Source organism: Pelomicrobium sp. G1, assembly GCF_051905455.1.
In the GTDB taxonomy this organism is placed as follows: Bacteria; Pseudomonadota; Gammaproteobacteria; order Burkholderiales; family UBA6910; genus Pelomicrobium.
On the sequence record NZ_JBQACR010000125.1, the window covers coordinates 1 to 412 of the forward strand.

Annotated in this window: 1 protein-coding gene; it reads right to left on the reverse strand. The window is 72.1% G+C overall.

The features are described from left to right. Positions 1-326 (reverse strand): hypothetical protein (locus ACTFO6_RS17800; protein ID WP_439935754.1); only part of this gene is annotated, 326 nt, incomplete at its 3' end. Positions 327-412 lie beyond the last annotated feature (86 nt).

The following is a 412-nucleotide window of genomic DNA, read 5'->3' on the forward strand; positions in this document are numbered from 1 at the left end:
AGCCCCGGCACTTCAACGGCGCCCGCCTCGATCAGTCCGGCGGCGCGCGCTACCCCGTCCTCCAGCGACCGCCCTCGCAGGCAGGCCGCCAACTGCTCCAGGGCCTCGCCGGGCTGGGCGTGAAGATCGGCGGCGAGCCGCACCTCGCCGAAAACGCGGGCGCCAGCGTCCAGCTCGGCCTGCAGGCGCAAGGTGCTGGAGTCCGCTTTCGCCAGCACTTCGATGACCCCCGGCCCAGGTTCGGGCCAGTTCACGAGTCCGGCTGCAAGGCGCTCGTGGGCGAGGAGCGCCGGCGAGACCTTGGCTGGGTACGTCTCGATCGGCAAAATCGGTCGCCAGCCGAATGCCTCGGCGATGGCTTCAGCGATCGCCTGGTGAGTCGCCGACAGCGGCGGCGCGCCGCCCGGTTGCT